At 42.5% G+C, this 21,983-nt stretch carries 20 protein-coding genes; 14 read left to right on the top strand and 6 right to left on the bottom strand.

The genetic code is table 11. The annotated features are described in order from the left end of the window. Positions 1–10: 10 nt before the first annotated feature. Positions 11–1,078: an NAD(P)H-dependent flavin oxidoreductase gene (locus JI665_RS25200; protein ID WP_206845406.1), complete on the top strand. Its 1,068-nt coding sequence runs from the start codon at positions 11–13 to the stop codon at positions 1,076–1,078. A 32-nt stretch (positions 1,079–1,110) separates the two neighbouring features. Here JI665_RS25200 and JI665_RS25195 read toward each other — a convergent pair whose 3' ends face one another. Further along, on the bottom strand, positions 1,111–2,043 hold the full coding sequence (locus tag JI665_RS25195) for a manganese-dependent inorganic pyrophosphatase (RefSeq protein WP_206845405.1): 933 nt from the start codon (positions 2,041–2,043) through the stop codon (positions 1,111–1,113). 168 nt (positions 2,044–2,211) lie between these two features. Here JI665_RS25195 and JI665_RS25190 point away from each other — a divergent pair, with 168 nt between their 5' ends. Further along, positions 2,212–2,964 (top strand): metallophosphoesterase family protein, encoded by a 753-nt coding sequence (locus JI665_RS25190; protein WP_206845404.1) that lies wholly within the window; start codon positions 2,212–2,214, stop codon positions 2,962–2,964. A gap of 202 nt (positions 2,965–3,166) precedes the next feature. On the opposite strand, the gene JI665_RS25185 is transcribed toward JI665_RS25190, so the two are convergent. From JI665_RS25185 to plsY, 3 genes are all read right to left on the bottom strand, one after another. Further along, positions 3,167–4,192: an STAS domain-containing protein gene (locus JI665_RS25185; RefSeq protein ID WP_206845403.1), complete on the bottom strand. Its 1,026-nt coding sequence runs from the start codon at positions 4,190–4,192 to the stop codon at positions 3,167–3,169. A 108-nt stretch (positions 4,193–4,300) separates the two neighbouring features. Next, positions 4,301–4,960: a DUF421 domain-containing protein gene (locus tag JI665_RS25180; protein WP_206845402.1), complete on the bottom strand. Its 660-nt coding sequence runs from the start codon at positions 4,958–4,960 to the stop codon at positions 4,301–4,303. A gap of 103 nt (positions 4,961–5,063) precedes the next feature. Next, entirely contained in the window at positions 5,064–5,690 is a 627-nt protein-coding gene (gene plsY, locus JI665_RS25175; protein WP_206845400.1) for a glycerol-3-phosphate 1-O-acyltransferase PlsY, read from the bottom strand. 353 nt (positions 5,691–6,043) lie between these two features. Here plsY and JI665_RS25170 point away from each other — a divergent pair, with 353 nt between their 5' ends. From JI665_RS25170 to JI665_RS25145, 6 genes are all read left to right on the top strand, one after another. Further along, a complete protein-coding gene (locus JI665_RS25170) occupies positions 6,044–6,451 on the top strand; it encodes a hypothetical protein (RefSeq protein WP_244671317.1) in 408 nt (135 codons plus the stop codon). Positions 6,452–6,577: 126 nt separating this feature from the next. Next, positions 6,578–6,835, top strand: coding sequence for a hypothetical protein (locus tag JI665_RS25165; RefSeq protein ID WP_206845398.1), 258 nt, complete (start codon positions 6,578–6,580; stop codon positions 6,833–6,835). A 66-nt stretch (positions 6,836–6,901) separates the two neighbouring features. Next, a complete protein-coding gene (locus JI665_RS25160; protein ID WP_206845395.1) occupies positions 6,902–7,519 on the top strand; it encodes a TetR/AcrR family transcriptional regulator in 618 nt (205 codons plus the stop codon). 257 nt (positions 7,520–7,776) lie between these two features. Beyond that, positions 7,777–8,712 (top strand): diacylglycerol kinase, encoded by a 936-nt coding sequence (locus tag JI665_RS25155; protein ID WP_206845392.1) that lies wholly within the window; start codon positions 7,777–7,779, stop codon positions 8,710–8,712. 298 nt (positions 8,713–9,010) lie between these two features. Further along, positions 9,011–10,390, top strand: coding sequence for a 23S rRNA (uracil(1939)-C(5))-methyltransferase RlmD (gene rlmD / locus JI665_RS25150; RefSeq protein ID WP_206845390.1), 1,380 nt, complete (start codon positions 9,011–9,013; stop codon positions 10,388–10,390). Between the two features lie 105 nt (positions 10,391–10,495). Then, on the top strand, positions 10,496–11,959 hold the full coding sequence (locus JI665_RS25145) for a PAS domain-containing sensor histidine kinase (RefSeq protein WP_206845389.1): 1,464 nt from the start codon (positions 10,496–10,498) through the stop codon (positions 11,957–11,959). Positions 11,960–12,043: 84 nt separating this feature from the next. Here the strand turns inward: JI665_RS25145 and JI665_RS25140 are convergent, their stop codons facing one another. Continuing rightward, the gene (locus JI665_RS25140; protein WP_206845386.1) at positions 12,044–13,960 is read right to left on the bottom strand and encodes an alkaline phosphatase family protein; all 1,917 of its coding nucleotides are present in this window, start codon (positions 13,958–13,960) and stop codon (positions 12,044–12,046) included. A 287-nt stretch (positions 13,961–14,247) separates the two neighbouring features. Between JI665_RS25140 and JI665_RS25135 the strand changes: the two genes are divergently transcribed. From JI665_RS25135 to JI665_RS25125, 3 genes are all read left to right on the top strand, one after another. After that, positions 14,248–15,351, top strand: coding sequence for an SH3 domain-containing protein (locus JI665_RS25135; RefSeq protein ID WP_206845383.1), 1,104 nt, complete (start codon positions 14,248–14,250; stop codon positions 15,349–15,351). A 258-nt stretch (positions 15,352–15,609) separates the two neighbouring features. Further along, complete coding sequence (locus JI665_RS25130; RefSeq protein WP_206845382.1) at positions 15,610–16,266, top strand: 5-bromo-4-chloroindolyl phosphate hydrolysis family protein; 657 nt, start codon at positions 15,610–15,612, stop codon at positions 16,264–16,266. Continuing rightward, positions 16,263–17,429: a toxic anion resistance protein gene (locus tag JI665_RS25125; protein ID WP_206845381.1), complete on the top strand. Its 1,167-nt coding sequence runs from the start codon at positions 16,263–16,265 to the stop codon at positions 17,427–17,429. The genes JI665_RS25130 and JI665_RS25125 overlap by 4 nt, the downstream gene beginning before the upstream one ends. Positions 17,430–17,487: 58 nt before the next feature. Here JI665_RS25125 and JI665_RS25120 read toward each other — a convergent pair whose 3' ends face one another. Beyond that, complete coding sequence (locus JI665_RS25120; RefSeq protein WP_206845379.1) at positions 17,488–19,146, bottom strand: PAS domain-containing sensor histidine kinase; 1,659 nt, start codon at positions 19,144–19,146, stop codon at positions 17,488–17,490. A gap of 206 nt (positions 19,147–19,352) precedes the next feature. Here JI665_RS25120 and JI665_RS25115 point away from each other — a divergent pair, with 206 nt between their 5' ends. The 3 genes from JI665_RS25115 (at position 19,353) to JI665_RS25105 (ending at position 21,834) form a co-directional block, all read left to right on the top strand. Next, complete coding sequence (locus JI665_RS25115; RefSeq protein WP_035331742.1) at positions 19,353–19,583, top strand: excisionase family DNA-binding protein; 231 nt, start codon at positions 19,353–19,355, stop codon at positions 19,581–19,583. Positions 19,584–19,675: 92 nt separating this feature from the next. Then, a complete protein-coding gene (locus tag JI665_RS25110; RefSeq protein WP_206845376.1) occupies positions 19,676–20,236 on the top strand; it encodes an FAD-dependent oxidoreductase in 561 nt (186 codons plus the stop codon). Between the two features lie 197 nt (positions 20,237–20,433). After that, positions 20,434–21,834, top strand: coding sequence for a M28 family peptidase (locus JI665_RS25105; RefSeq protein ID WP_206845374.1), 1,401 nt, complete (start codon positions 20,434–20,436; stop codon positions 21,832–21,834). Positions 21,835–21,983 lie beyond the last annotated feature (149 nt).

Below are 21,983 nucleotides of genomic sequence, written 5' to 3'. Positions count from 1 at the left end.
GATGTTTTAAATGGGCTGGAACCAGAATTCCATAACAGCGATGCTGGATATAAAATACCCTATTTTCCAGGCTCCCATGGCCGGAGGGATGACAACGCCGGAATTAATCAGCGAGGTATCCAATTGCGGGGGACTTGGAAATATGGGCGCAGGCTATATGAGTTCAGATGAAATAAGGAGTAATATAATACGGATTCGGAAGCTGACAGATAAGCCATTTGGCATTAATCTCTTTGTTCCGGATCGTGAGGCTTCGGCGGATGCAGAGGAAATCAGCAGTATGGTGGATGTACTTGCCAGATACAGCAGTGAGCTTGGCATGAAGGAAAAACCTTCTCTGCCAGAAAAGGATTATGCTGCTTTATACAGAAAACAGCTTGATGTTTTAATGGAGGAACAGGTGCCTGTTTGCAGCTTTACATTTGGTATTCCTGAATCTTCCATTATTTCTGAATTAAAGAAACAGGGTACGATTATTATTGGAACCGCAACCAATGTAAAAGAAGCAGTGGAATGGGAAGAGGCTGGTGCAGATGTGATTATTGCTCAGGGGGTCGAAGCCGGGGGGCACCGTGGAACTTTCGGCAGCGAAGAAAGCGGGCTTATCGGTTCCATGGCTCTAATACCACAGGCGGCAGATGCGGTCAGCTGTCCTGTAGCTGCTGCAGGGGGAATAATGGATTCCCGCGGTATTGCGGCTGCTATAATGCTTGGCGCAGCAGGAGCCCAGCTGGGAACAGCTTTTCTTACATGCAGGGAAAGCGGGGCTCACTCACTGTACAAACAGGCATTATTAAATGCAAGGGAAGATCAGACAGCTGTAACGAAAGCATTTTCCGGAAAGCTTGCAAGAGGGATTCGCAACAGGTTCATGGAAGAGATGAATGGTCTGCAGACATTGCCTTATCCATTGCAGAATGATATGACAGCTCCAATCCGAAAACAGGCAGCCAAAATGGAGAAGCCGGAGTTTATGTCATTATGGGCCGGACAGGGAGTGAGGCTGGCTGAAGAAGTAACAGTGAAGGAACTAATGATAAAACTTGTTAAGGGGACAGAAACTTTATTGGATAAGTAAAAAGCAGTGCCAGGTGCGGCACTGCTTCTGTCTTATTTGCCAGCCAATACGTTTGTAAGAGGCGGTACGATTTGCTTTTTGCGTGAAACAACGCCCTTTAATACGGCACTGCTGTTTTCAAGTGTTACATCATAAGCTTTTTCAACTGCTGCAGCTTCTTTGCCAAGAGAGATGGCAACTGAGTCGTTGTTAAGGATGTCAGTTAAAACAAAAACAAAAAGATCAAGCTCTTTGTTTTTGATGTTTTCAGTAATGACAGCTTCCAATTCTTCCTGTCGGCTTAATACGTCATTTAGGTCCACAGCATTAACCTGAGCGATTTCTGTTTTATAGCTTCCCATTTGGAATTCCTTTGCGTCAAGGGAGATTAGCTCTTTCACGCTCTTCTTGCTTAAGTCTGCTCCTGCTTTAAGCATTTCCAGACCATACTCTTCAGCATTTACTCCCGCGATTTCAGCAAGCTCGCGTGCTGCTGCAACGTCCTGATCTGTGCATGTTGGAGATTTGAACAGCAAAGAATCGGAAATGATGGCCGAAAGCATTAAGCCAGCTGTTTCCTTGCTGATTTCTACTCCGTTTTCCTTGTACAATTTGTTCAGAATAGTTGTTGTGCAGCCAACAGGCTCTGCGCGGTAGTATAGCGGATCGCTTGTTTCAAAGTTCGCTATGCGGTGATGGTCTATAACCTCAAGGATTTTTACATCTCTGATATCATCAGCGCTTTGCTGGAATTCGTTGTGGTCCACAAGAATCACTTCGCTTGCTTCTTTGGATACTGACTCAACAAGACGGGGAGCTTCAGCTTTAAAATAATTTAAAGCATATTGTGTTTCCTCATTTACCTGGCCCAGACGGATTGGCTCTGCATCAACGCCTAATTTGTTTTTTAATTCTGCATAAGCAAGTGCTGAACAGATTGAGTCAGTGTCTGGGTTTTTGTGTCCAAATACAAATACTTTTGACATAAATCCTACTCCTTCTATATGTAATGTTGGTTTTGGCATGCTGTTATTTTACCATATTTCTAATGTAATGGCGGTACAGGGAAAAATCAAATTTTGTTTTATCCAATTGTTAGAGGATGCTTGGATGATTTGGAGAAATAAATTAAGGATAGTAAGGAGGAGACATACATGGGGAAAGTAGCCATAATTTCTGATATTCATGGAAATATCACAGCTCTGGAGGCTGTGCTGGACAATATCCGCGAACGAGGTATAGAGATTATTTTTTGCCTGGGTGATTTAATAGGAAAAGGGCCCAACTCCCGTAAAGCAGTTGAACGGATAAAAGAAACCTGTGAAGTAGTCCTACTTGGAAACTGGGATGACTTCATGCAGAAGCCGCTGGACTTTGAAGAAGGTCAATGGCATCAGAAACAGCTGGGGGAAGAGGCGTTAGCCTATTTAGGAACACTGCCGTTTCATCATGATTTTTATATGAGCGGCAAATATTGCAGGCTCTACCATGCTTCCGCCAAAAGCATTTATCATCGGGTTGTGCCAATGCGGGATTCTTATGAAGAAAAGCTTGCTATGTTTGAGAATACAGAAAATATTATTGCCGGAGAGAAGGGACTAATTCCGGATGTTGTTGGTTACGGGGATATTCATGCAGCTTTGATTGAACCGGTTCATCCGCAAAGGACGCTATTCAATGCAGGAAGCGTTGGGGATTCACTGGATATTCCTCAGGCAACCTATGCCGTTTTGCATGGGGAATACGAATCCAAAGAACCTGCTCCGTTTTCCATCGAGATCGTCCGTGTCCCTTATGATATTGAAAAAGAAATCAGCATTGCCAAAGAAATGGGAATGCCGAATCTTGAAGCCTACGCGCTCGAGCTGCGTGAAGCGAAATATAGGGGCGCGCCTAAGAAGGTATAATCACAGATTAGAAAGACTAAAATAGCCTGTACGCACATAAATAAAATTATATGCACATAAAACAAAACCAAGCGCACATAAAAATTTTTATCTGCACATATATCCTGTTTATTCCCATATAAATCTGCTACAGTCCGTTTTTTTCACATTTAACTAAAAAAAGCTGACTTCCCGCCCAATGCGAAGTCAGCTATTTCCGTTATTAAAAGATTTTCCTGCCTTTTTTGGACAAAGCATAATAAATGCCGTGCTGCAGGTTCGTGAAGCAGTTAAATTTAGAAAGATTGAAATTAGTTTCTGTAATCTTTGTGCCAAGTTCTGGTGAAATGCCAACCAAAATGGTTTCGGTGCCAATCAGGTTAGCTGCTGCTGCCAATTTGCTTAAAAATTCCACAGTATAGGCACTGATGGATTGATTCAGCCCGGTTAAGTCCAGGATTAGGCAATCTGCCTGGTGCTTCGGCAGGCTGTGGAGAGTTTTATCCACGAGTTCTTCAGAGCGGAATTCATCGTATCTTCCCAATAGAGGGACAACAACGATTCCATCCAGGACAGGGATAACCGGTGAAGAGATTTCTTTAACAAGCTGCTTTAATTCAATCGTCCGTTCTTCCACTAATTTTTCAAGCTCGGTGATTTTTTTTGATTCTTCGCGCCTCGCCAAAGCGTGTATATTTTCCTCAACAGTAACGGTTGAGGGGAAATAATCAAGCTCGGTGTAATCATGCCCTGCCAATTGATCAGCCGATTTTTTATACCAGAGGCTGGTTCCGAACAAAGCAGAAAATATTCCTGCAAAGTGTCCCGGCAGAAATGTTCCAGACTCATTTTTTTCTTGTTCTTTGTTAATCTTGTATTCCCAGCTGTCAATTGCTCTGACCCTGGCGGTTTTCGCAGCGGGATCTAAATCAGTGATGATGAATTTTCCCCAGCCGGCAGAAGCATATATTCTGGGTATGATATTAGCCACTTCATCTATGGGAAGATTTAAATCTTTGAAGAACTTTCCTACCACCATTCCCTGCCTGAAGCCGGTGGTCTCAAGTACAAGGCTGGAAGTTTCTTTTCCTGAAATCTCTTCAATTGTATCGAAGAAGCTTCTCATGGCGGATTTTATCCAAAATAGGACCGCATCATCACCTTCAAAATTAAACAGACCTTTTTCCAGGTCCCAATTAAAATCAAACCCATCAATTTTTGTTTCAAGCACCAGGCTTTCTTCTGTCATACCATTACCCCCTGATATTGATATGTCTAGTTAAGTTATCTTTATTTGTCTCGTATGTAACCAATGTTATATACCCTCAACTTCAAACCATAAACCTATTCCAGAAAATTATCTGCGTCTGTTTATATTCAATTTTTTCGACTTTTCATTTACATAAGCGTACATTATCTCCTTCTCATTTAAATTGTTTTGCCGCAGCTGCTCTAAAAGCCAATCTTTAGTCTGTCCCAGCAGCTCGAGATTACGCGCCTGAATCCTGCCATCCACAATAACCGCAATAGGAAGACCCTCATCCTGTATGGAGATGTTTAAATGTTCGACTGTTACGGGCGTATTGGCCACTTTAGGTATGATGCTCACTTCACCGATAGGCTCAAGAATGGCGTAATCCACATCTGCAATTTTGGGATAGCCTTTGCTTCTTAAGATAGACAGCAGCTGAGTCATGGATAAGTGAGATTTTTCCAGATTATCTTCTAAAATTTCCCCATTTTTAATCAGCATCGTCGGTTCCCCAAGAAAAAATCGGTTGCCAATTTGGTTTAAAGTCAAATAAGAGAAGAGAATATGAAGGCCTACAAGAATGGCCAATGCTGCTAATGTCGGCCAGAATTCAGTGCTAATGAGAGGCTCAGAGGCAACTGTGCCAACAATAATGATGGCGACAAGGTCATAAGGAGTCATCTGGATAATTGTCGATTTGCCCATCAGTCTCATAATCATGATTGTGATTAAGTAAAGACTTAATATTTTTAAGATCAAGAACATATGCAAGCTCCTTTGACTGCACTTTTATTCAAAGGATTTGCTTAATGAGCGGGTTTCATGTGAAAAATAATAAAAAAGCCCGGATTCAGCATTCGGGCTTCAATTATGCTCGTTTTTTATGATCTCTTGGAGGGATGCGGTCATCCTTCAAGCGCTTATCATTGATTTTAGGCTCATTTTTATCAATGAAGTTATTAATGTTCGAACGGTGAAGGAAAATCAAAAATAATAGGAAAATAGAAAAGATAAGTTCATGTTCAGTGCCTTCGGTAAATAAGGAATAGATCAGTAAAGATGCCCCCACCGATAAAGAGCCGAAAAATACATACTTCGTTGCGTAAATGACTGCGACAAAAGAAATGTAGGCGATTAAAAACATCCAAATATTTGCAGCAAGCAATACTCCAGCTGTGGTTGCGATGGCTTTTCCTCCGCGGAATCCTGCAAAGATCGGGAAGCAGTGGCCGGCTACTGCAACCATCCCGGCCATTAACGGATCGGGCTCAGCGTTCAGGATGACAGGCATTGCTGCAGCAGCTGCTCCCTTGCCCACATCCACCAGCAGAACTACGATAGCTGCTTTTTTGCCAAGTACCCTTAGTGTATTAGTCGCACCAGGATTATTGCTGCCATGATCACGGATGTCGATCCCAAAGGCATATTTGCCGATCAATAAGGCTGTAGGAATTGATCCTATCAGGTACGCTGCCAAGTAAATAAGAAATGTCATCGTTCGTATCCATCCTTTTTCATCAATATATTCAATAATGGTTTAGAGTTGTCCATTATTAAAAAATATTTTCACTGCCCTCCTCTTTACGTAGTCATCGTTTACAGTTTACCATATAATGGTTTTGTTCGAAGCGGGAAATTAATCATTATTTTAATATTAAGAGATGAAAAAATATGGAAATAAAAGCTTTTTGGGGAGATTTTTTTATAAAAAAAAGTATTGAATTATTCGATTCTCTCGATTATGATTGTTTCGGCACTCAAAAAGAAAGAATGTAATCCGAATAGATATAAGGGAAGCTGATATATTCCAGGGTATATTTGATCAGCAAAATACCCAGCAGGATATTCATGTCCAGAACACTCTGCTGTCAGGAACATTGGAAGGAGATGATTTTCATGGAGCACTTTTCAAGGGAAGAATGGCGGAAATATGTGAAAAATGAGCTGTCAGAACCAGAGCGTGAACTCTATGAAGATCATCTCTATATATGTGATCAATGTCTGGAAGTATACCTCGAAGCAATGGACGAGGAGGAGGATTCCTTCCCGGAAATGCCGGAAGAAGATGAGTTTACCAATCTTGTTATGGCTCAAATTTCAGGAGGAATTCCGGAAGAAGCTGTCAAGGAACACAAAGAACTTCCCAATAAAGAATCCTGGTTTGAGCGCTGGTTTCCCATTGCATTTGCCTGCTTTATGCTGGTTGGGGGATTAGTAACTATGTACCGGGATAAAAACCAAATAGATCAGGATTAACTCTTAACGGACAGTTAGGAGTTTTTTTAGTACAAAAAGTTTGAAAATTCATTTAAAAATAATTACAATAAAAAGACTAATCAGTTTATTTTATAAGATAAGAATATGCCCTGGGGAGTGAGAAATATGGGAAGAAGGCAGGTTCCGCGGGAAATGCAAAAAAAGAGCAAGAGCATCCATCTTGAGCAATGGATCTGGGACTTGGCAGCGCAAATGCAGCCGTGCCGTTCAGCAGCTATCAGAGATTTATTTCTCGCAAAAGTAAAAGAAGACTTGGTAATGGCGGGATTGGCGGAGGAAAATACTGAAATCACGAGTGAACATGCCAGCCTGTATATAGAAGAAATACTGAAAAGAAGTGACATCAGCCAAAAGTGCTGCTGACATTAAATACGCAGGAATAACTGGAATTTTCTCAGAGAAAAAACCAAATACAATGGAGGGACAGACTTGTCGCCTATCGTATCAGAGGAATATAAACGGAAGAAAAAGAAAGAGATCCTGGCGGGCGCACTGGCCTGTTTTGCCAAAAAGGGATTTCAGGCAGCGACCATTGATGACATTGTCGCTAATTCAGGAATCAGCAAGGGCGCCATCTATAATTATTTTAAAAGCAAGGAAGAAATCTATCTGGAGCTTTTGAATGAGCAGACAGAATCAGCTAATGCAAGACTTGCAGAGAGAATATCCATGTTCTCTTCGGCGGAAAAGAAACTGGAATATCTTTTTGATTTGTATAGGGATATGAGCCCATTCAGCCAGGAACGAAAAGATAGAATTACTGTACAGCTGGAATTTACGCTGCATTCCTCCAGAGATGAGAACTTGAATCGAATTCTGAACGAGCGGGGAAAGAAGTTCTTTTTAAAATTGATAACAGATATTATGGAAGAAGGACAGACTGCCGGGGAATTCCGGCCGGATGCAGATCCAAACCATGTAGCGGGGTTATTCTGGACTTTTATGGACGGGGCAATGCTTCATGGGGTAATTAATGAAGAATATCCATATAAAACCATTATTAACTATGTTAAGAGCCTTGTGTTCCAGGACCTGAAACAGGAATAATGCTCAACTGCATCCTGCTTAATGCTGATGTTAGATTACCTATCAAAGAAATATCACTTAATTACGATACTTTTTTGCCTAATGAGGGTATAATTCATTTGTGCATCTGACCACTTGTGAAAATAGCGGGAAGTGAATAGAATAGAAACGGATGGAAGTGAATAATTGCTAAGCCGTGGACTATTCGCTATGATGTAAAAAGATGGAATGATATATACGGATTAAGTTTAGATATTTCAATAATAGGATGATGGGCTATGAAAAGAGCAAGAATTATTTATAATCCGACTTCAGGCCGGGAAATTTTTAAAAGACATTTAGCAGAGGTTTTGCAAAAGCTGGAGAGCGCAGGATATGAAACCTCATGCCATGCCACCACAGGTGAAGGGGATGCGATTAAAGCTGCAAGGGCAGCTGTTGAGCGGCGCTTCGACTTAGTCATTGCTGCAGGCGGCGACGGTACGATTAACGAGGTTGTAAACGGACTCGCTGAACAGGATTACCGTCCGCGCCTCGGCATTATCCCAACGGGCACAACCAATGATTTTGCACGTGCTCTCCATATCCCAAGAGATGTGGAAGCGGCTGCTGAAATCATTGTAAAAGGAGATACCATTCCTGTCGATATTGGCCGTATAAATGAAAAATATTTTATTAATATTGCTGGGGGCGGAAGGCTGACAGAGCTGACTTACGAGGTGCCAAGCAAGCTTAAAACCATGATTGGCCAGCTTGCCTATTACCTTAAGGGAATTGAAATGCTGCCTTCCTTCCGTTCAACCGAAGTAAGCATCGAGTTTGACGGAAAAATCTTTGAAGGTGAAGCTATGCTTTTTCTTGTCGGTCTGACAAATTCAGTCGGCGGGTTTGAAAAGCTGGCGCCGGATTCCTGTATAAATGACGGGCTGTTTTCCCTGCTGATATTAAAGAAAACTAATCTTGCTGATTTTATCCGGATCGCGACAATGGCTGTCCGGGGCGAGCATGTAAAAGATCCGAACGTTATCTATACGCAGGCAAACCGCATTAAAGTACAATCCAAAGAGAAAGTCCAGCTCAATCTTGACGGTGAATTTGGCGGGCTGCTTCCTGCTGAATTCGTAAACCTGTACAGGCATTTGGAAGTGTTTGTCCCGATTGACCAGATTCGTGAAGAAGACCGCCCGACCGATTGGGAAAGTTCCCACGAATAATAGGAAGTCCGCTCTATAACAGGGCGGGCTTTTATTTTGCAAAAACACATGAAGTTGTGATCGTTGCAAATAGAAAAGTATTCCTGCAAATAGAAGAGTGAAAGAGCAAATATATAGGGAAACTTTGCAAATAGACCGGGGAATATGCAAATAAAGGGTTAGATTCTGCAAATAAACATGCTGTAAGGTATGCAGGTCCTGAATCTGAAAGATATCCATTTCGTATTTACCCCTTTTTTGTGATACAATCTGTCTAGTCAAAAAAGGTCACGGAATTAAGCTGAAAAGGAAGAAAAAGATGAGCAGAACATTACCGGTTCAAAAAAATGATTATATAGATGTTACATTTGAGGATTTGACCCATGAAGGGGCAGGAGTTGCAAAGGTGGATGGTTATCCTCTATTTGTTCCGGATGGTCTTCCCGGTGAGAAAGCAAAGGTAAAAGTGATCAAGGTGAATAAGGGATATGGATTTGGGCGCCTGATCGAGACATATGAAAGAAGCCCATATCGAGTAGAAGCACCCTGCCCGATTTATAAGGAGTGCGGCGGATGTCAGCTGCAGCACCTGAGCTATGAAGGCCAGCTTCTCGCCAAGGAAAAACAGGTCAGAGATGTTCTGGAAAGAATCGGGAGACTTGAGGGAGTCAAGGTGCATCCGGTTCTCGGCATGAAAGATCCTTGGCGCTACAGAAATAAAGCGCAGGTTCCGATTGGCGAGCAGGAAGGCGGACTGATCGGCGGATTTTATCAGCAGCGCACCCACCAGATCATTGATATGAAGGAATGCCTCATCCAGCAGGAAAAAAATGATGAGGTTGTACAAAAGGTAAAGGAAATTTGCGGCCGCTATGGTGTCCGCGCTTATGATGAAGGCAGGCATAAAGGCGAGCTTCGCCACGTGATGGCGCGCTATGGGCTTGTGACAGGCGAAGTGATGATTGTCCTTGTCACAAGGACAAATGAGCTTCCGCATAAGCAAAAGATTGTGGCAGAGATTGCATCAAGCATTGAAGGTGTTAAATCTATCGTCCATAATGTGAATTCCAGGAAGACGAATGTGATCATGGGAGATGTCACAAGAGTCCTTTGGGGCGAAGAGGTGATCTATGATTTTATTGGAGATATCAAATTTGCTATTTCCGCCCGCTCCTTTTATCAGGTGAACCCGGAGCAAACGAAAGTTTTATATGATAAAGCCCTGGAATATGCGAATCTGGGCGGAGAAGAAAAGGTTATCGATGCGTACTGCGGAATTGGCACCATTTCTCTTTTCCTGGCACAGAAAGCAAAAGAAGTATTCGGCGTTGAAATCGTGCCGGAAGCCATTGAGGATGCGAAGAGAAACGCTGACCTAAACGGTATGACAAATGCTTCATTTGCAGTCGGGAAAGCAGAAGAAGTAATACCTGAATGGTATAAAAAGGGGAACACCGCAGATGTGCTAGTCGTTGACCCGCCGCGAAAAGGCTGTGATGAAGCTCTGCTGAAAACCATTTTAAGCATGAAGCCAAAGAAAGTCGTCTATGTATCCTGCAATCCGGGAACATTGGCAAGGGATCTGCGTATTTTGGAGGACGGCGGATATAGGACCATCGAAGTGCAGCCGGTGGATATGTTCCCTCAGACTATGCATTGTGAAGCAGTCGCGGGATTAGAATGGAGAGAGGGCTGCTGACCTATAGGGAAGCTGCTTTTTTCGGTCTTCTAAAGAATCCTCATGCTTTTTTTCTTATAATTCTGTAAAATGTAGTTTATAGAGTTATAAAATGGGGTGAGCTAATTGGTTAATGATTTCCCGATACTTGGAAATGACGGTGAATCGATTTATTCCAATCCTGATGAATTGCTCGATTTGTTCCTGAATTGCACGGCAGATGGGGTTGCCATCATTGATATGAAGAACCGTTTTATAAGGGTAAATCATATGTATACGGTGATTTTTGGCTATACCGAAGAGCAAGTTATTGGCAGGAAGTTTACCGATTTTCAGAACCCGGAAGAAGTGAAGGATATTATAAAACTGGTCAAACTGGGGAAAGTTTACAGCAATGTGATCACACAGCGCTATCATCAGGATGGTTCGGTTCTGGATATATCGGTTTCGTATTCTCCTTTCAGAAATTCAAAGGGTAAAATTATAGCCGTACTGGCTATATTCCGGGATATGACAGAGTTTAAAAGCATGGAGAGGGAATTAAGAAAAACCAGGGAACTGTACGATTTGATAACGGAGAATACGACAGATATGATCAAAGTCTTCACAAAGGACCAAACGGTGATTTATGCATCCCCATCTCATGAGAAAGCTTTGGGATATTCGCCGGTGCAGCTTGTTGGGAAGACCTGCGGCATTGTCATCTATTCCGAGGAGGAGAGAGAAAAGTTTAACATGGTATGTCAAAAGCTGCTGGAAACAGGAGAGCCTCAGATCCTTGAAACGAAGATGGATACGATTAATGGCGAAATCGTTTTCGTAGAGACAAGCATTTCTCCTATAATAAACGATAGAGGCGAGATTGAATTATTTGTGGCAGTAGGCAGAAACATAACAGACAGAGTTAATAATGATGCGGCTTTGCGTAACTTGGACCGCCTGTCCATTATCGGACAGCTCGCAGCAGGGGTTGCACATGAGATCAGGAACCCGCTGACTTCATTAAAAGGTTTTTCAAAACTGCTCCAATCCAGCGTTATTCAGGAAAAACAGGATGATTATTTATCCATTATCATGGAAGAGCTTGATCGAATTGATATCATTGTCAATGAGTTCATGTCCCTGGCAAAACCCCAGGCAATCGAGTTTGAGAAAGGGAGCTTAATGTCCATTCTTGAAAGTACGATTAACGTACTTCATCCGCAGGCACTGCTTCACAATGTTCAAATTCATCTCAATCATCGTGAGAATGATGTCATGCTTTTATGTTCACCTCCCCAGCTGAAGCAAGTGTTTGTGAACTTTTTAAAAAATGCGATTGAAGCGATGCCGAATGGCGGAAATGTATATATCAGTGCCGAAAGAATAGAGAACAGGCGTGTAAGGATTGCTTTTGCAGATGAAGGAGCAGGTATTGATAGTGAAATGCTGAAGTATCTTGGGACCCCTTTTTATACGACAAAAGATAAAGGAATCGGTTTGGGGCTCACAGTCAGCAATAAGATTATTCAGGAGCATCAAGGTTTGATGGCCATCGAAAGTCTTATAGGTGAAGGCACTAGGGTGATTGTGGAATTGGATTGTATATAGCGTGTACAGCTCATCTCTATAGGGGTGGGTTTTTTATTTTCAAAAATGAAATACTGCCTTGCAGCGCATAGCAAGGCAGTGTTGTTAACGTAAAGCATCTTTTAGAACTTCACCCTCCAAAAAGTCCGGAGCAGGTATGTCCAGCAGCTTATAGACAGTTGGGGCAATATCGAGTGTAGTAATCGAGCCAATCCGGCTGTCCTTTTTAAAAGAAGGACCATGTGCAAAGAAGACTGCCCTGAGTTCTTTCCGATCAGGATTGCCGCCGTGGCTGCCGAGTTCAATTGCCGGCATATGGGGACTTGTTAGGCTGCTTCCCATCATATAGCCCCTTCCGCCAAGCAGCAAAATGTCTCCCTGGTTAGGGTGCTTATTCTCTTTATTATTTCCGTAGGCAATCTGATAAGGTTGTTCTTCCTTTCTAAAAAGGTGACGGAAAAACTGCTTAGCAGTTTGATTAAAATGGCTGAACTGCCCTTGCTTAATGGAATCACCAGCTTCACCAAAATAGCCCTTTAGGATTTTTGTCTGAAATTCCGGCTTGATTTTATACTCGCTAAAAAGTTTCTCTACTTGGTCTGCCGCCTTTTCCTTCTCTTTTTTAGTGAGGTTTTCATTCAGATAAATTTGTGCAGCTGACCCGCTGGCTACAGCCATTGCTTTGGAGTTCTCCTCATCCACTTTGCCTTTTTTATCTGTCGCTAAAAGGCCTGCTTCTTTCAAAAGAGTGTTTGGAGCAAGGATGGTATGAACTGGTTCCATGCCGTGGTCGGATACAACAAGAAGGTGGTCTATTTCGCTAAGGCTATCCACCGTCTGTCCAACGACATCATCGGAAAGCTTGTATGCCCATTCAATGTATTTCCTATGTTTTTGTGAATTTTCCTCGGAATATCCAGGCTGACGTGGATCTGACAGCAGAAAGCGGTGTGATTCATGATCAATTTGAGGTGTATAAAACATCAGCAAATCAGGCTGGTATTCCTCTTTAATATAAAGAGACACATCAGTTGCCCAGCTGACAAAACGTGAACTGATTTCTTCGTACTCTTTTCTGGTAATCCACTTTTTTTCAAAGGCCTTTGTATCATCCTGGACGGGGAAAAAGCCGAATTCTGAAAGCAGCTCCTCTTCAAATCCGTCGGGGCCTTCAATGAGGGCTGATGTAACGGCCGTCCGGTAAATGCTTGCTTTCTCAAGGCCAGGGTCAATTTTCAGCTTAAACCAGAATCCTGCAGATTCGCCATCGACTTCAACAGGAATTGCCCCCCATTCATTGGCATTGACAGTGACATCTTTGAGGTCTGCTGAACGGTTTTCCGAAAAAATGAAACGATTATAATTGGTCTTCCCATCATCTGAAGTGTCTAAAGCTAATATATAAAGTTCTTTGTTCTTTGCTTTTTTTATTGGCAGCTCCAATATAGCTTCCTTTATAGGGCTAAAGCTGCTTTCGGTGTGCTTCCAGCTCTCTGCTTTCTTGAACTGAAGCTGATCCAGAGAACTCTCAGCCCAGGTTTCGCCATAATAGACTGCGTAATCAGCCTGTGTTCCTGCATCAGGATTTGATCCGGGAAACAGCACTGTGGCAGTTGTTTTGCCGTTTTTTTTGGCTTCTGCCCAAAGCGGGCTTTTATCGAGCGGCTGATGAAAGGCGCTTTCCCCATTTGCCAATTCCTTATGGGGATCCTGCCACTTATTGCTGACCATGCCGGTCTCCGGCGGGGCTGCACCAGAAGCTATTGCAGCATGAGATGGGGCGGTCAGCGATGGGGTTACGGTTTTGGAATCCCTGGCCGATACGCCATTCTTCATAAGTTTTTTTATGTGGGGAAGTTTGCCTTCCTTTACATACTCTTTTGTAAGGTCATTTCTCATCCCATCAAAGGAAATCAGCACAACCTTGTTTTCCTGTCCATCCCGATCCTCTACATATCCTGAGGATGGAAATACACTCAATCCTATTAATAAAATAACGATATAAAAATAGTGCTTAATCATTATGTTTCCTCCAAGGTGTAAGTAAATTGGTACAAGAGGTTATTCCCTGTATTTCTTATAAATAAACAAATAATCGACTTTTTACCGGCTAGAGCCACTCAATTGTTTTTATGAAGAAGGAAGATATACAGAGGACAATTATCCCGAATCAGTTAAATAAAGTGATGCAATAGATTCAATAAAATTTTTCCAGTCCCAAAAAGGTAGACTGAAAGTTTCCGAATCTATATTTTTAGAGTAGTCTGCAAAATTCGACAGAAAAAGATGAGGGATATGGAGGAAAATATATGGCAATGTTAAAAGGTTCATATGGAAACAGAGCTCTATTAAAAGGGACTGTTGCTGCAGCTATATTTGCAGGAGGAGTCATGGCACCGTCAATTCCGAACTTTTCAAGTGAGATATCGGCAGAAGCGGCATCATATACTTATACGGTAGATGCGACCAGCCTGAATGTCCGTTCCGGACCGGGGACAAATTATAGCAGGATCGGCAGTCTGGCCCAAGGCAGCAGTATACAGGCAATCGAACGCCTTGCCAGCGGCTGGTACAAAATTAGCTATAATGGAAAAACAGGCTATGTCAGCGGCCAATACGTCAAAACAAATGAAAAACTTTACCGGGTGGATGCTACATCCTTAAATGTCCGAACAGGTCCGGGGTTAAATTACAGCAGTGTCGGCCTCTTAAAAAACGGATCAGTGTTAAGTGTCATACATAAGGAAAGCAACGGCTGGTTTAAAATTTCCTACAACGGCGGCACTGGTTACGTCAGCGGTGATTATGTAACAGCCGGTGATCCCCGTCAGGCCAGGATCAATGTACCGCTCATTGCCCAGCGGCCGGAGCTGCCAAGCGGATGTGAAGTGACTTCCCTTGCCATGGCACTGAAGTATTATGGAGTGAATGTCAGCAAAACAACACTTGCAAATGAAATGCCATACGACTCCACAAAGCTGGTGAGAAATGCGGACGGTTCTATTAAAACCTGGGGTGACCCTGATGTCGGGTTCGTCGGAACACCTTTTGGCAATGGGCACACGATAAATCCGGGGCCGCTGAAAAAGCTGCTTGACCAATATCGTCCTGGTGGAGTAAATCTGACCGGAAAAGAATTTTCGGAAATAGAAAAGGCTGTTTCAGAGGGTAACCCTGTGTTGGCATGGTTTACAATCAGCCATGAAATGCCGAATAAAAGAAGCTGGAAAACACCTGCCGGCAAAACGATCAGTGCACCGACGCCACTGCACTGCATTGTCGTAACCGGTGTGGATGCAGATTATGTTTACTTTAATGACAGTGAAGCAATTAAGAAAGATGTGAAAATGCCTAAGGAGAAATTCATTAAGATCTACAATGCCATGGGCAAGCGTGCATTGGCTGTAAAATAGCCAGAAAGCATCTGCGGAAAACTTCCGCAGGTGCTTTTTTTGCATATAAATATACGTCTCAGGTCTTAGCAAGGATTACTTTTGTGGTCTATGGCGGGCAATCGTGATATTTAGTATCGTATAACTTGAGAAGTTTTTTAAAAGTGTTTTAATAGAATTAAGGATATACGGATTTTTTGCTGAAAATGAATGTGGATGAAACTTTAGGTTTATAAAAAACGTATAAATAAGTAGGACTATGAGTAGGAGTCGATAAATATGAATTCCTTTTTAGCATTTGCTTTTCGTTTGCTGACGGCTGTTCCTTTGTCTGTCAGTGTTTGGCTGGCAAGTTACTTTGCATTCGGGCAAACTTTCATTTTGTCAGGGATATATGGAGCTGGAGCCGGGTTTCTTACTTATTGGGCCGGGGGATTGATTCAGCGCCGCCGCTTTTTGAAAAAGCATGGATTGACGAAAAGGGAATACCAATATATAAAGCGAAATCTTGATGAGGCGCGCCGCAAGATAACCCGCTTGCACAAAGCGATGTTCTCAATTCGGCATTTCCCTACGCTGAAGCAGCGCATGGAATTCATGAGGGTAACGAGAAGAATTTACAGACTGACCAGAAGTGAGCCGAAACGTTTTTATCAGGCCGAGCAGTTTTATTTTTCCCATTTGGATTCCGCGGTGGAGTTGGCGGAAAAGTATGTCTTTCTGTCTTCCCAGCCGAGAAAATCGCGTGAACTGGATCAGTCCCTCCAGGAGACCAGACGTACACTTGATACACTTACCCATCATGTGGAGGAAGATCTTCACAGGGTTATAGCTGAAGATATTGATCAGCTTCATCTTGAAATTGATGTTGCCAGGAATTCGATTGAGAAGATAAAGGATTCAAGAATTCATGATGAAAGCAGGAGATTAAAATGACCGAAGAAAAACCGTCCCTGTTAAAAAACACCAATCTATTGGATGATCTAATGGCAGATCCTTTTGGGGAAAAGCAGGAGGAAGCTTCCTCGTCCTTGCAATCGGAAAAGCGGACAAGGCTGATCGATGTGATTCCGGAAGAAAACCGGGAAAAAGCCTATCAGCTTGCAAAGCAAATCGATCCTGCCAATCACCAGGCAATGATCTCATACGGAACACCGGCTCAATCAAAGCTGTTATCGTTTTCTCATACAATGCTCGAGCATGTTCAGAAAAAGGACGTTGGTGAAGTGGGAACGATCATCAATGATCTGATGAAGAAATTCAATGATGTGAATCCGGATGAGCTGAAGCCGGAGAAATCATCCTTTTTTGCTCGTATGTTTGGAAAGATATCCGGTTCTGTTCAGGAAGTCCTATCCAAATACCAGAAAACGGGTGCTCAAATCGACCGCATCAGCGTCAAACTGGAAAGGAGCAAGAATGCACTTCTTTCCGACATTGTCATGTTAGATAAGCTTTACGAAAATAATAAAGAGTATTTTCATGCTTTAAATGTATATATTGCAGCAGGTGAACTGAAGCTTGAAGAGCTTCATGAAAAGACGATTCCCCAGATGAAGAAGAAGGCAGAAGAGTCGAATGACCAGATGAGGTTCCAGGAAGTGAACGATATGATGCAGTTTGCCGACCGCCTGGATAAACGCCTTTATGACTTGAAGCTGAGCCGTGAAATAACGATTCAAAGCGCACCGCAGATTCGTCTTATTCAGAATACCAATCAGGCATTGGTTGAAAAAATCCAGTCTTCCATCATGACGGCCATCCCGCTTTGGAAGAACCAGGTGGCCATCGCCTTGACATTGCTTCGCCAGCGCCATGCCGTCGAAGCCCAGAAGAAGGTCTCAAAAACAACTAATGATCTTCTTTTGAAAAATGCAGAAATGCTGAAAATGAATACAATTGAAACGGCACGTGAGAATGAACGGGGCCTTGTTGACATTGAAACGTTAAAGAAAACACAGGAGAACCTGATTTCCACTCTTGAAGAAACCCTGAGAATACAGGAGGAGGGCCGCCATAAACGCCGACAGGCAGAACACGACCTGGCCAATATGGAAAATGATTTGAGGCAGAAGCTGCTGGAGATTAAGGGGAATTAGCAGGATTAAAAAAAGAGCGATTTCAATCAAACGTTTGATTGAAATCGCTCTTTGCTGTTTAAACTATTAATCCTGCCTCAGGGGCTGATGTTTGTTTTTTTACTGGCAGCTTAATGACAGCTTCTGTTCCTTTCCCTTTTTCACTATTGAAATAAATGGAACCGCTATGGGATTGGACGATTTTGAAGCTGACTGTAAGTCCGAGGCCGGTGCCTTTTTCTTTGGAAGAATAGAAAGGTTCACCGATCCTGTTAAGGCGTTCTTCCGACATGCCGCAGCCATTATCCTTAACCAGGATAATCAGCTGCTGGTCTTCCTCCTGCAGTGTAACCGTTACTTTACCTCCATCTCTTGATGCTTCAATGGCATTTTTTATGATGTTAATAAAAAGCTGCTTCAGCTGATTTGGTTCACATTCAATCATATACACATCCGATTTTAATAAAAACTCTATCTGGACATTGTGCATGCTGGCTTCTGTTTTCAAAAGCGAAATGACATTAAAAAGGATTTTTTGAACATCCGCTTTTGTAAAACAAATATCCTGAGGCTTGGCAAGGAGCAGCAGCTCTCCGACAATATGGTTGATCCGGTCCAGCTCCTCCTGCATGATCTGATAATAGAATTGGTGCTTTTCATCTTCCAGCTGCATGAGCTGCACGAAGCCTTTTAAAGAAGTCAGCGGATTTCTGATTTCGTGCGCAACACTGGCAGACAGCTCGCCAACCACAGAAAGCTTTTCAGTGCGGCGCAATCTTTCTTCAGCCTGACGAAGCTTTGTCACATCTTTTCCATAGCCGATGATTCCGGCAATTTGACCGTTTACAATGAGCGGAAGCGCAGTGCATTGAATAGTGAGCTGGCTGCCATTTTTATGATTGAATTCAAATTCACAGGTTTTCGGCTGTTTATCTTCAAGGATGCCTGTAAAGTCTTCAATGGCCTTCATTTTATAAGGAGCTGGTATGATTTCATTTATGCTTTTACCCAATGTCTCATCAGGACTATAGCCTGTCACCGCTTTGAATTGGGGATTTACTTTCGTGATGGTGCCATGAAGGTCAGTCATAAAGACAATTTCAGTATTATATTCAAACAAAGATTTATATTGCTGCTGGCTTTCGGCAAGAAGCTTCTCCACATGCTTTCTTTCTGTAATATCCCGGCCGATAATGACCAGTCCTTTTCGGCTTCCATCGGCATGAAAGAGCGGGACTTTAATCGTATCAAACGTTTTTTCTGTTCCGTCAGGCAAAGGAATGACTTCTTCGATGCGGGTAATTTTACCATTTATCCAGGTTTCTTCATCTGAAGTTTCACAGTAGCGAAGGGCGTCTGCATAAAAATCAGTGTACTCGGCCAGTTCAGAGTCCTTCTTGCCTTTATAATCGACATTTTCAAGATTGAACAGCTTAAGTCCAAATTCATTAGACTCAATCCACCGGCCCTGTCCGTCTTTAAAATTGACAAAGTCAACCATGGAATTGATTAAAGTGGAAAGGCGCTTTTCATCTTCCCTCGAGGCACTGAGCTCATCTCTTTTGCCAATAAAATAATAGAGCAGCCAGCCTGTAACGATAATGTACAGAAACTCTTTTGCTCTAAAAAAGAAACTGACAAGAGAAGAGGGCTCAAGCATATGCAAAAGGTAGTTCGTTCCGAATACCCAAATAAGGCTGATCATTACATATAAGCCCAATACCTTTTTTTTATTCATTAGCTTATATTTCTCCTGTTCTCTATCTGGCTGAAAAAAGAGCTGGAATTCAGTCAAATAAGTATTTTTTCGCTGTATAATAAAAGAATATAAGTTGCATATACAAATTATTTACAGTTTCTATTCTATATGATTTTAGTAGAGTCTTCTAGTGCCTAGAAATTAGTAAAACCATATTATAAGGAATTAGAAAGGGAAGAACAAGCATGTATCTTACTATTAAAGAAACCGCAGAATATTTATCTTACCCTGAATCATATGTAGAAAGCTTGATTCAGCAAAAGAAAATACGTGCCATATATGACGGAGAACAGTACTTAATATACAAGGAACAGTTTAATGCTCATTTGAAGCAGGTGGAAAAATACAGGGAGCTGGTGGAAGAAATTCTAAATGAGCCGATACCGGAGGATCGGGATATCAAAGATGAGGACTAAATTGGACAATTTTCCTTAAATCACATTATTTTACAATTATTATCAGTTTGGATAAACTATAAGTAAATAATGTGTTAAAGGAGGAAGTATGGATGTTTGATATCTTAATTGTGGGTGCAGGCCCTGCTGGTGCAAGTGCTGCGCTATTTGCTGCAAAAGCCGGCAAGAAGGTAGTGGTTGTGGATAATGATAAAAGCATGACTAAACGGGCGTGGGTTGAAAATCATTATGGAGTTATGGAAATTACTGGACCGGATTTAATCGAGACTGGCAAAAAGCAAGCCGCTAAGTTCGGGGCAGAGATTGTAGAGGCAACAGTTGAAAACATTGAAAAAGCTGATGAGAGTTTTAGTGTAACAGCGGGAGAAAAAACCTATTCAGCAAAGCAAGTGATTATAGCAGCTGGCGTATCTACCGATTTAGCAGAAAAAGCCGGTTTGAAGATCAAAGCAGGTACTGAGCCGCGCATTAAAACGGTTCTGGATGTTGAATCCGACGGAAAGACGAATGTCGATGGCATTTGGGCAGCCGGAACAATTGCAGGAGTCAGCGTCCATACAATCATTACAGCCGGAGACGGTGCAAAAGTTGCCATTAACGTAATCAGCGAATTAAACGGCGAGCGCTATGTGGACCATGATATAATGAAATAGTAGGGAAAGAAGGCTAACCGGGGGTAGCCTTCTTTTTTTTGTCTATTTTTCCTATTAGGTATTTACTAATATTAACAATTTAACCAAAATATAGATGGTTGTACCTAGTGTACTCTAGTATCTTGTACCCTTATAAGAGATTTCGAAACATTATAAAATTTAATGAGCGGAATCTATTATTCTATTGGAGGTACTAGATGAGAAAACCAATTATAAAAGTGGCATTGGCTTCGACTCTTATCTTTGGAGCTATTGGGACACAGGCAGTTTTTGCACATCCAGCAGACGTTAAACAGACTCAGCCGTTAAATGTATTCGACAAGAAGGTAGTCAATAAAATTAATGCAGAAAATATTTATAATAATATTGATTATCTTTCACAAACCCCGCGTGTAGCCGGTACGGAATCGGAGTATAATGCGGTTCAGTATATTAAAAGCCAATTCGAATCCTATGGCTATGAAACAGAGATTCAGCCATTCACGTTTTATGGATATACTCCTCCGAGCAGTATGGAAGTGACCATTGATGGCTATGAAGGAGACCTGCAGCCAAGATCCTTTACCTATTCAGTCAATGGGGATGTAAGCGGGGAGCTCGCATTTGCTGGGCTAGGCACACCGGAAGAACTGGAAGGCGTTGATCTCACAGGCAAAATTGCTCTTATCCAGCGCGGTTCCATTTCTTTTGGCGAGAAAGTTTTAAATGCAGCAGAAAAAGGGGCTGCCGGAGTAATTATTTTTAATAATGCAGAGGGTCCATTAAGCGGCACGCTTGGAGCTCATAATGAAGAATATGTTCCGGCGTTAGCCCTGTCAAAAGCAGAAGGTGAGGCAATTCTTGCATTGATGGAGAGCGGTGAAACTTTAACAGCTTCCCTATCCATTGAAGGTGCGGATGCAGGAGAAAAAGTTTCCCACAACGTGATTGCCACAAAGAAACCAACTAACAAAAAGAAAGCAAACGACGACATAATTGTGGTTGGCGCACACCATGATTCTGTAGCAGGGGCTCCCGGAGCGAATGATGATGCTTCCGGAACAGCGATGACATTAGAGCTGGCACGCGTATTTAAGGATATTCCGACCGATACAGAGATTCGCTTTGCAACATTCGGAGCAGAAGAGCTGGGATTGATTGGGTCTTACCATTATGTTGACAGTCTTTCCGACGACGAGATCAGCAGAACCATTGCAAACTTTAATCTTGATATGGTGGGAAGCAAGGATGCAGGCGATTTAGTAATGATGACTTTGGATGGAGAAGAAAATCTTGTAACGGAACTTTCTCAAGCATCCAGTGAAAGGCTGAACGGTGAGCCGACCCCAGTATATCAGGGAGGCAGAAGTGACCATGTGCCTTTTGCGGAAGCAGGCATTGCAGCCGCTTTATTCATTCACAGCCCAACTGAACCATGGTACCATTCTCCAGAAGACACGATTGATAAAATCAGCAAAGAAAAGCTTCAGGATACAGCGGAAATTGTGGGAGCTGCCGTTTATGATAAGGCGCGTTTTGATAACATGGGCCAAAAGCCGAAAAAGCAGCATAAAATGAAAGCAGCACCTGAGATGGTTCACGAGTTAGATGTAAAATAAGCAGAAGAGCAGCCGTTCCTTTGATGGGAGGCTGCTCTTGCTATTATACAGTTTCTTTGCTTTTTTTCACGGTTATTCATCCGCCGAAAAACCCTGGTTTGCCTATAGGCCAGCAGGAAAAGGTTCAGAAGGTTCATGCCCGCCACTTA

It is taken from the genome of Bacillus sp. NTK034 (assembly GCF_017303275.1).
GTDB lineage: Bacteria > Bacillota > Bacilli > Bacillales > Cytobacillaceae > Cytobacillus.
The sequence above is the reverse complement of the archived record's forward strand: the minus strand, read 5'-3'. Positions and strand labels throughout refer to the sequence as shown.

Bases quoted from the DNA above. Each gene is read 5' to 3' on its own strand.
- JI665_RS25200 (WP_206845406.1), top strand. From the start codon at position 11: ATGGGCTGGAACCAGAATTCCATAACAGCGATGCTGGATATAAAATAC.
- JI665_RS25195 (WP_206845405.1), bottom strand. From the start codon at position 2,043: ATGTCAAAAGTATTTGTATTTGGACACAAAAACCCAGACACTGACTCA.
- JI665_RS25190 (WP_206845404.1), top strand. From the start codon at position 2,212: ATGGGGAAAGTAGCCATAATTTCTGATATTCATGGAAATATCACAGCT.
- JI665_RS25185 (WP_206845403.1), bottom strand. From the start codon at position 4,192: ATGACAGAAGAAAGCCTGGTGCTTGAAACAAAAATTGATGGGTTTGAT.
- JI665_RS25180 (WP_206845402.1), bottom strand. From the start codon at position 4,960: ATGTTCTTGATCTTAAAAATATTAAGTCTTTACTTAATCACAATCATG.
- plsY (WP_206845400.1), bottom strand. From the start codon at position 5,690: ATGACATTTCTTATTTACTTGGCAGCGTACCTGATAGGATCAATTCCT.
- JI665_RS25170 (WP_244671317.1), top strand. From the start codon at position 6,044: ATGTCCAGAACACTCTGCTGTCAGGAACATTGGAAGGAGATGATTTTC.
- JI665_RS25165 (WP_206845398.1), top strand. From the start codon at position 6,578: ATGGGAAGAAGGCAGGTTCCGCGGGAAATGCAAAAAAAGAGCAAGAGC.
- JI665_RS25155 (WP_206845392.1), top strand. From the start codon at position 7,777: ATGAAAAGAGCAAGAATTATTTATAATCCGACTTCAGGCCGGGAAATT.
- rlmD (WP_206845390.1), top strand. From the start codon at position 9,011: ATGAGCAGAACATTACCGGTTCAAAAAAATGATTATATAGATGTTACA.
- JI665_RS25140 (WP_206845386.1), bottom strand. From the start codon at position 13,960: ATGATTAAGCACTATTTTTATATCGTTATTTTATTAATAGGATTGAGT.
- JI665_RS25135 (WP_206845383.1), top strand. From the start codon at position 14,248: ATGGCAATGTTAAAAGGTTCATATGGAAACAGAGCTCTATTAAAAGGG.
- JI665_RS25130 (WP_206845382.1), top strand. From the start codon at position 15,610: ATGAATTCCTTTTTAGCATTTGCTTTTCGTTTGCTGACGGCTGTTCCT.
- JI665_RS25125 (WP_206845381.1), top strand. From the start codon at position 16,263: ATGACCGAAGAAAAACCGTCCCTGTTAAAAAACACCAATCTATTGGAT.
- JI665_RS25120 (WP_206845379.1), bottom strand. From the start codon at position 19,146: ATGAATAAAAAAAAGGTATTGGGCTTATATGTAATGATCAGCCTTATT.
- JI665_RS25115 (WP_035331742.1), top strand. From the start codon at position 19,353: ATGTATCTTACTATTAAAGAAACCGCAGAATATTTATCTTACCCTGAA.
- JI665_RS25110 (WP_206845376.1), top strand. From the start codon at position 19,676: ATGTTTGATATCTTAATTGTGGGTGCAGGCCCTGCTGGTGCAAGTGCT.
- JI665_RS25105 (WP_206845374.1), top strand. From the start codon at position 20,434: ATGAGAAAACCAATTATAAAAGTGGCATTGGCTTCGACTCTTATCTTT.